The organism is Brasilonema bromeliae SPC951 (genome assembly GCF_012912135.1).
Classification (GTDB): domain Bacteria; phylum Cyanobacteriota; class Cyanobacteriia; order Cyanobacteriales; family Nostocaceae; genus Brasilonema; species Brasilonema bromeliae.
The window spans coordinates 1-8450 of sequence record NZ_QMEB01000265.1 but is presented as its reverse complement, the minus strand read 5'-3'; the positions used below and the strand labels follow the sequence as shown (position 1 = coordinate 8450).

7 protein-coding genes and 1 pseudogene are annotated in these 8450 nt (G+C 41.1%); 1 reads left to right on the top strand and 7 read right to left on the bottom strand.

The annotated features are described in order from the left end of the window. The 4 genes from dxs to DP116_RS24725 all read right to left on the bottom strand — a co-directional run. Positions 1-1065 (bottom strand): 1-deoxy-D-xylulose-5-phosphate synthase (dxs, locus tag DP116_RS24740; RefSeq protein WP_246275781.1); only part of this gene is annotated, 1065 nt, incomplete at its 3' end. A 403-nt stretch (positions 1066-1468) separates the two neighbouring features. Further along, complete coding sequence (locus tag DP116_RS24735) at positions 1469-1936, bottom strand: hypothetical protein (RefSeq protein ID WP_169157681.1); 468 nt, start codon at positions 1934-1936, stop codon at positions 1469-1471. Between the two features lie 158 nt (positions 1937-2094). After that, positions 2095-3123 (bottom strand): fatty acid desaturase family protein, encoded by a 1029-nt coding sequence (locus DP116_RS24730; protein ID WP_169157680.1) that lies wholly within the window; start codon positions 3121-3123, stop codon positions 2095-2097. 89 nt (positions 3124-3212) lie between these two features. Further along, positions 3213-3971, bottom strand: a complete 759-nt coding sequence (locus DP116_RS24725) for a hypothetical protein (RefSeq protein ID WP_169157679.1) — start codon at positions 3969-3971, stop codon at positions 3213-3215. A gap of 1208 nt (positions 3972-5179) precedes the next feature. Between DP116_RS24725 and DP116_RS30510 the strand changes: the two are divergent. Continuing rightward, positions 5180-5461, top strand: a pseudogene (locus DP116_RS30510) (Rieske 2Fe-2S domain-containing protein). Positions 5462-5928: 467 nt separating this feature from the next. On the opposite strand, the gene DP116_RS24710 reads toward DP116_RS30510, so the two are convergent. From DP116_RS24710 to DP116_RS24700, 3 genes are all read right to left on the bottom strand, one after another. Then, the gene (locus DP116_RS24710) at positions 5929-6675 is read right to left on the bottom strand and encodes a DevA family ABC transporter ATP-binding protein (RefSeq protein ID WP_169157676.1); all 747 of its coding nucleotides are present in this window, start codon (positions 6673-6675) and stop codon (positions 5929-5931) included. Positions 6676-6766: 91 nt separating this feature from the next. Continuing rightward, positions 6767-7840, bottom strand: coding sequence for an AI-2E family transporter (locus DP116_RS24705; RefSeq protein ID WP_169157675.1), 1074 nt, complete (start codon positions 7838-7840; stop codon positions 6767-6769). A 61-nt stretch (positions 7841-7901) separates the two neighbouring features. After that, positions 7902-8450: alpha/beta hydrolase family protein (locus DP116_RS24700; protein WP_369333958.1), on the bottom strand; the 549-nt coding region annotated here is incomplete at its 5' end.

Here is an 8450-nt window from a genome sequence, read left to right as displayed (position 1 = left end):
AGACAGATCTAAACCTGTCCCCGTTGACATGGCAGCAGTGAGACCGACGATTTTGGGGTTTTGTTCGGCGAGTTTCACCAAAGTGTGAGCAAAAACTTTAGTATAAGCAGGAGGCTTGGGTTTGCTGGAAGGGATGGCTTTGCCGGTGTCGAGATTAAAGGGGGTTTGGGCGTGGTAGCCTACTTGGTCTTTTTCGGCAAATTCGTAGCCTTTGCCCTTCACAGTTGCCACATGCACCAAAACTGGTCCTGTTATCTGATGTGCCCGTTCAAACGTAGCAATCAGTTCCTCGAGATTATGACCATCCACAGGTCCGATGTAGGTAAAGCCCAGTTCCTCGAACACCGCTCCTTCTTTGGTCACCGCCAAACGTTTCATCCCTTCCTTAAGACGTCCAAGTTCTGGAGAAATGGAATCACCCACAAAGGGTAGATGCTTGATTTGTTCCTTGAGGTTGTCTGATAAATGCTGCACTGATGGATTCAAGCGCATCTTGTTGAGATAGCGAGAAAGCGCACCAACGTTCGGGGAGATAGACATTTCATTGTCGTTAAGAACTACCAGCAGGTTAGTGTTGGGCAAGTGACCTGCATGGTTAATCGCTTCCAGTGCCATCCCACCAGTAAGAGAACCATCGCCAATCACGGCTGCGACTTTAAATGTTTCGCCTTTCAAATCTCGGGCGATCGCCATACCTAAAGCAGCAGAGATACTTGTGGAAGCATGTCCTGCACCAAAGTGGTCGAACTTGCTTTCACAGCGCTTAAGATATCCTGCAATACCGCTTCTTTGCCGTAGTGTGTGAAAGGAATTGTAGCGACCAGTAATTAGTTTATGCGGATAGGCTTGGTGACCCACATCCCAAATGACTTTATCGCATTCCAAATCCAGAGTTTGGTAAAGCGCTAGCGTGAGTTCTACCACACCCAATCCAGGACCAAGGTGACCACCACTCGCTGCTATTGTTTCTAAGTGCTTTTGCCGAATCTGATCAGCGATTTGCTGGAGTTGTTCAATTGACAGACCGTGCAACTGGTTAGGATGAGTCAAATCTTTCAGATGCATATATATCTCCTGTAAAAGGCAAGTGATTTCAAATGCTTGAAACTGGTCAAAGGGGGGCATCATATCAACCCAATTAAGTGTGACTTTATTCAACAAAGGAGTTGGGTTGATTTGCAATTGAGTTGGTATTCACTCAACAGTCAATCAAATGTTCTTGTTGTTCTTTGTCTGGTAGATTCATTGGATGGAGCAACCACTTTTTACTGCCTCTAACTATCCCTATCTACCTGTATTCCTTCTACCAATGACTGTTTTGAACGCAAAATACTGACTATGTATGAAACCTTAATTTTTTAGTTGGTTTCTGTGGTCAAATTATCAAGTTCACGTTCATCTTATCTCATTTTCTTCTCGTTGTCATCCAAGAAACAAATTTCTCCTTTTTTGGGGAAAGCCTGACATTTTAGCCAGCTATACTAGTTATCATTTTGTAGCCATTTGTAGCCAAGTCTATTCCGGTGTATGTAAGTGCTGTTAGCGCCACAGCAGATATAACCACGCTGATGAAAGAGTAAACCAAGAATCGTCCGGAATCCATTTTGAAAACTTTCATTGTTACACTCATAACCCACACACCAAGTAATGGAGTTATTAGCAGGACGAATCCGATTCCATAAATATCTATCCAATTTTTAAACCGTTGGGATGAAAAATGGTCGAGCCACGTTTTGACTTGTGGTATTTGACTAAAAAACTCATAACCATAGTGTATTAGCAGAATTGCTATGTAACTACCTGTGACAGACCAAACTACAGTTGAACAGTAATCCAGACCAAGAGCGATGCCCGAGGGGACAGCTACAAAAATTTCTGAGGCTGGAAAAAATCCGAGGAACCAAACCAAAAATGCCTTTGAAATGTAATCCATCATCTTTGACCCTTTTTCAGTTGACTAGTTAGATGAAAATAAACTAACTAAGTCAATATTTAGTCAACAACTTTTTCTGGTTAATGAACGTTGACTCTTGGCCTATCAATACTCAGCATTCACGAGGTTTTTAGAGAAGCACAAGTTTTTGCAACAAACTATTAAGCCTTCACCAGAAAAGACACACCAACAGCACCATAGAAATTATCGAATTCCAAATTACCCTGCTTATCTACGGCTGTACCTTGACCTAAGAAAATACGAGCAATCCGAAAGCGGTGATAGTTTTTGAGTAATTGTGGCAGTGTCAGATACTGAGTTTGTTGTCTTGCGAATAAATCCCTGTCTAGTTCATGAAGACTGTGCCAAGAGCATTTCATGAGTGCGTGGTGGGCGTTATGGTAGCCAAAGTTCAACACTAGCAAGTTCAACCACCAGTATCGCCGAGAAATCAAGGTTGTAAAGGTATTGGCTTGTTCGTAGACGTCATTGCGCTTGGGAAACGGTAAGCCTACAGGATATGCCTCATAAGTGTGTTGAAAAGCATCCATGAACCGCAATACGGTAACCATGCCGGTGTATGCAACAAAGTAAAGCACTAATGCTTTGAGTGACACTAATCCCAGTAGGGTAAACAACGAAGAACGCACTATAAGCAGGATAATGACACGCAGCCTTTCATCTCGACGCTTTGGATTCCAAAAAGGAGCAGTCAATGCCCAAAACTGAAGTATGAAAGAAATCACCGGAAAATATAGCCACTCTAGCGCTAGAATCAAGCCGCGTATTGGTGCTGGAAGATTGTTAATAAAGGCAGGCAAGTCAAAAACCACAGAATCCAATTTTTTAACATGATGAAAGATATGCTCTTGCGCCATATCTTTAAATCTGGCATAACAACCGCCATTCAGCCACAGCATAATGTTGCCACCAACGGTATTCCACCGCATACTTCTGAAAATCGTGCCGTGCATGAATTCGTGGGAAAAATAGGCTGACAGAATCAAGCTGTGGGCGAGTAACATCGTTCCTAAAATGTTCAGCCAGATGTTATGCAATACCAAGAGTGCTAGCCCACCGCAGTAGCCACTCAAAACGTAGAAGATAGCAATGACATTCCACAAGGGCTTCTCTTGATTGATGTAATAGGAAACGACGATGTCTTTTGTCGAAAAAGTTTTCGTCAACATAATGACTGCTCCGGTAAGAGAATTAGTTTCCTCACAACAAGTGTTTTAAAAAAACACTATCATTCTTGGTCACAGAATCAGCTAAATGACTACAAAATTGGTTCAGGGATAGCTGAAAAATGATTAAGGCGAAATTGAGAGTAGATTGCCATTAATCTTTGTTTTTCATCATCAGCAAAAGTCGCTATTTTATCCTGAAAAAGATTTTCGTAATGCTCTAATTCTGCCTTGATGTACTGAGGGGCTTTATCTTGGTAAAGTGTCACAAACATACGATAAGTGTTGTAGCTATTTTCAGCAACGTCAGCAGCGTAATGTCTGAAATCGTCCTCAATATCAGCAATAACTTCTACTGGCCAAATGAGAGACAAAAGCTTTTCATCATAGGGTTTACCGAGCAGACGAAATAAAATGAGATGAAGAAGGCGAACATCAGAAGATCGTAATTCTGCAACACGCATGACATCTGAATGTTTTATTAATCCTCCAACCATTATCTTGTTTTCTAGTTGGATAAATTCTTCTCCTCTTACTAATTCTTGCTCAATCACTGAATCATAACAATTCAGTTCTTTCAAAAGATTGATTAAACTGTATTTCAACAGTTTTAAACTACTAGCATCGTCATTAGGGCTATGTGTCAGATTCAAGCTTTGCCCTTGTTCCATAATCAAATCAGCTTGATAAATTGTTGCTTCTACGGATGTCAGAATAGGGTAATAAGTGCAAATATCATCCGCAGAGAGACCATGAAGTGGAAAGTAAAACTGATAAACATACTTAATGATGCGAGCAGCTTTCTGCATTGCTTGATAAGAAACAAGGGGTGTTTGAGTGGCAGTTAGCATTTTTAACTCCTGTTGTAGAAAAATATTACGTATGTGGTCTTGTGGCACTTACTGATGATTTTTTCAGGTGCCTTTTTCCACAAAACTATTGCGTTTAATAGACTCATCCGAAAATTACCAAAAAGGTTTTTCTCTATCGGTTTCACCTTTTTGTGCGGATATGTCTAATAGCTTTAGCACTAATAAACCCACGTTCATCCCAAAATCAGACTTGAAGTTTATCTGGCTCAGCTTTCCTGTAATTTCTGCCTAAATACTTGCCTCTTGTTGGCGTCACTTTTGTCCTGTATTTTGCACAAGCAGCAAAAAGGCACGGATTTTCCCTAAGCTGCTTAATCACAGAAAAAATGACAGGTGAAATGTCTTTACTTGATTTTATTAGGCATCAACTTAAGACCATCTCAATCTTAAATGCCTATTGTACGCACCACAGCAATCTAAATTAAACGCATCTTAGTCCATAAGCATATCTAGGACACGATGCTTGTACTCTGATTGCTCTTTGTCTTCAAAACTCACTGTATCTTACAATTCAGTGGTCATTAGTGACAACTTAAGGTTATGGCGCGTTTGTCAATAAGTCATGCTACTTAAAAATTTTTCGGAAATCGTGGTAGAAAACATAATTTTTGGGGAAGCGATCGCCCAAAGGGCACTGCACACCATGGTGCGGGGCACCCACCTATGGCTAACGCCACGGCTGTTGCGCAGAGTGCACGCAATCATGCGATACAGCGTCAAGCCGGAGGCTTATCGCGCAATCTTTAGACGCATGATTCACTCTTGCCCGGAAAATTCAGTATTTACTGATACATCTTTTACCCGATTTTAAGCCGAATTGCTAATTGACAAAGGCAACGTTGTTTTAAATTGTCACGAATGCCCAGTGGTATTTACTGACTCGCTGTCTAAAGTACTAAATATTCAAACTTTAATGAAGAAAATCTCATTTTTATAGTGGATTGGTACATTGTGCGCCTTTTTAGCCGCCATATTTTTTGTGTCAGCAACAGATGCAACATTTATGTCCAATCAAACTTATTCTTCACAATCAAAGCTTTGTATATTCCGATTTTATCTTGAGCGTACTTTTGTATTACCAGTGGCTGCACTTTATCAGTTATGGTACAACTCAAGTGAAATCTTACAATTCAGTACTCTTGACCGATACATAAAGCAGTTTGTTTTGCTAAGCGCACGAGAAAATCATGTTTTTACAAAAGTGGTGGCCAATTGCTGAATCAAAAAGTATACGTAAAAAACCAGTTGGACTCAGACGACTCGATGAGGATTTAGTACTGTGGCGAAACAACAATGGACAAATTGTCTGTCAAAGTAGCCAGTGTGCTCATTGAGGAGTCAACCTGGCATTAGGTCGGGTGATTGATGGGTGTATTGAATGCCCCTATCATGGTTTCCGTTATGCCTCGGAAGGGCATTGCACTCTTATTCCCTGTGAAGGGAAAAAAGCTAAAATCAGCATGAAATGAAACTAGTGCATCTGAGCAAAAATAACCCATCAGTAAAACAAGAAGACCAAAACCTGTGTATTTCCACTTGAAAAGATTAAGCAGTGCAAGTGGCGCAAGTCCTCTACAAATTGATTAAACTTAGTCGCTTCAGCAACGAACGGAGCGACGCTTCTTCAAAACCGTGGTCAACTAGGGTGCATACTAAATGCGTAAAACTTACAGAAGAAAAATTTGAGGTTCGGGAGGTCTGCTCTGTGTCTCTGTGTTTTGTGAACTTTCGCTGTCCCAACTCAACACTTGAGGTAGCAAAAACTGCCAAAATTACCTTCCGCTTCATACACTTTTTTGATATCTATAGTTCAACGTATTTGTTTGAAATATGGGAGTACAGTAGATTTGCTCCAGGTAACGCCTGACAGTTAACAGTTGACCGCTCTAGATTCAGTCGATCAACTGTTAGAAACAACCCGATCGCATGGTGAGGTCTAACTCATCTTGGCAGCAGCATCTATACCATCTTTAATCAGACGACCATCTTCCATGTAGACAATGCGATCGGCAATATCAAGGATGCGGTTGTCATGGGTCACCAGCAAAATTGTACAGCTTTGTTCTTTCGCTAGCTTCTGCATCAATTCCACAACATCACGCCCAGATTTTTTATCCAGCGCAGCAGTGGGTTCGTCTGCCAAAATAATTTTAGGTTGGGAAACCAGAGCACGGGCAATAGCGACCCGTTGCTTCTGTCCACCCGACATATTCTCCGGGTAGTAATCGGCACGATGTCCCAAACCAACACTTTCGAGCATAGCAACTGCTTTGGCATCCATATCCTGATCCAAAAACTCATCATGCAACTCCATTGACATCCGCACATTTTCCTTAGCTGTCAAGAACGTCATTAAGTTATGTGCTTGGAAAATATAACCAATATTGCAGCGGATCTGCGTCAACTGCTTCTTGCTCGCGCCGCAGATTTCTTGCCCTAAAATCTTTAAACTACCTTCTTGAGCAGACCGCAGTCCACCCATCAGGGTTAATAGTGTCGTTTTTCCTGAACCTGAGGGTCCAGTCATAATGATAATGTCACCTGGGTAAATGTCCAAGTTAATGTCGAATAATGCTTGTTTGCGAAGGTCACCGCTACCAAAGTAATGGTTGAGATTATGGACATAAATAACAGGTTCTGTCGTTGGAGATGGCTTAGATTGAGAAGAGTCGAGGGTTTGCATAAGATTTACGTTTTTAAGTACTTAAGTGATTATAAAGACTGTTATTTTTTCACTGTTAACAGTCAACAGCTTCACGAACAAATGACATATCTTAAGGCAATTTCATTTCAAAATCCGAAGTGGAATTATTTAGAGTAAAGGCTATTTTTTTAACGAAACTGGCTGTAGGTACCGCTACAAGTAAACCTAATACTCCTGCGAGCTTTGAGCCAATGAGTAAACAAATGAGTACCCAGGCAGGATTGAGTCCGGTAATGTTTCCTATGAGACGAGGAGCCACTATATTCTCGTTGATTTGACCGAGGATAACGGCAGCTACCAACACCTTGACCCCTAGCCAAACATTTTGAAACGCAACTAACAAGCTTATTAATGTGATACTCACAAAACCACCAAATGGTATTAGGCTCGCCACCCCAATTCCCAGTCCAAACAGCAGTCCAAAGGGCACCTCTAGAGCCAGAAAAGCAAGTATCAAAACTACGCTGAGGATAGACGCCGTAATCGCTTGACCCGCAAAGTAGCCCTGAAAACTTTGCTTGAGAGATGACTGAATTTGGTGATTCCAGCTAGAAAAAAACCAGTTAAAAATTTCATCCCAAAGGCTTTTCCCATATAAAACCAGAAAAATTGTCACAACCACAGTCAACAGAAGATTAAAGGCACTGTTAATGGTATCGAGAATGACGTTAATAATTTGAGTCGTCAAAGACTGCACTGTACCAGAGAGTTGACTAGTTACCTCAGCCGTGATTTCATTGAAATCAATAGGTAATATGTGTAACATTGATTGCTCATTCAAGGTTTGCAATTGTTGCCTTCCAGCTTCAATCCAAGCTGGTAAGCGGTTGCCAAATTCTACTAACTGTTGAAAAACAAGAGGACCTAGGACAAATCCCAGAACTCCCAACAGCAAGAGCGTCAACATCAGAACTAGCCCAACTGCCCAACTGCGTTTCACTCCTCGCTGTTCTAGAAACACAATAGGGTAGTCTAATAAAAAAGCAATTAAGCTGGCTGTAACCAAAATAGTGACAATAGGCTGTAGGTATTGGCAAACCAAGAATATCAGCCAAGTGTTTAAAAAAATGATCGGGAAAGCCAATCCTAAATTTAACCAACGAGGAAGTTTTTGATTTGAATGATTTGAAATTATGTTTAACATAAGTTGTTAAAAATTCAGTTTGCTTGTTTGAGTCAATAGCAAGATGAGACATATTAATAATTCAAAATCTTGAATTTTGAATTTTAGGCTTCTCTGGAGATGAGAAGTTTTGTGAGCCTGGACAAGAAAGATTTTGTGTTTGAGATAACTGAGTCGTAGTGAGAGAACGTACAAGAAAAAGCGGCAGAGGAGGTTGACTCAATGCTTTGATGTAGGATGGGTTAAGGTATTCACGATACTGTGATTGACCAGCGACATAAGTTTTTGCAAAAGCCAAACTCATTGCTTTAAGATAGCGGCGGGCGAGGGCTGGGTGGGGGTGAGCTAACTGACCAGGAATAGGGAAACTACGACTCGCAAATTCTTGGTTGTCAAAAACGTGGGTTCCGTTTTGCATCAAAACCAAGTACTTATCAGAACTAGAAAGCCAGCTAAAGGGGCAGATTTGTTCCACAACTGCTGGTGTGACAACATCATTGCTACCTGCAATCAGCATTACAGGAACCTGAATCTGACGCAGACCTTTTTGCCCGAAAATGCCACTACTGAAAGGTTTCATGGCTAAAACTGCTTGAATGCGCTTGTCTTGCAAGTGATAGCTTGTTTTATC

Coding starts and splice junctions, on each gene's coding strand:
- DP116_RS24735 (WP_169157681.1), bottom strand. CDS start 1,936: ATGATGGATTACATTTCAAAGGCATTTTTGGTTTGGTTCCTCGGATTT.
- DP116_RS24730 (WP_169157680.1), bottom strand. CDS start 3,123: ATGTTGACGAAAACTTTTTCGACAAAAGACATCGTCGTTTCCTATTAC.
- DP116_RS24725 (WP_169157679.1), bottom strand. CDS start 3,971: ATGCTAACTGCCACTCAAACACCCCTTGTTTCTTATCAAGCAATGCAG.
- DP116_RS24710 (WP_169157676.1), bottom strand. CDS start 6,675: ATGCAAACCCTCGACTCTTCTCAATCTAAGCCATCTCCAACGACAGAA.
- DP116_RS24705 (WP_169157675.1), bottom strand. CDS start 7,840: ATGTTAAACATAATTTCAAATCATTCAAATCAAAAACTTCCTCGTTGG.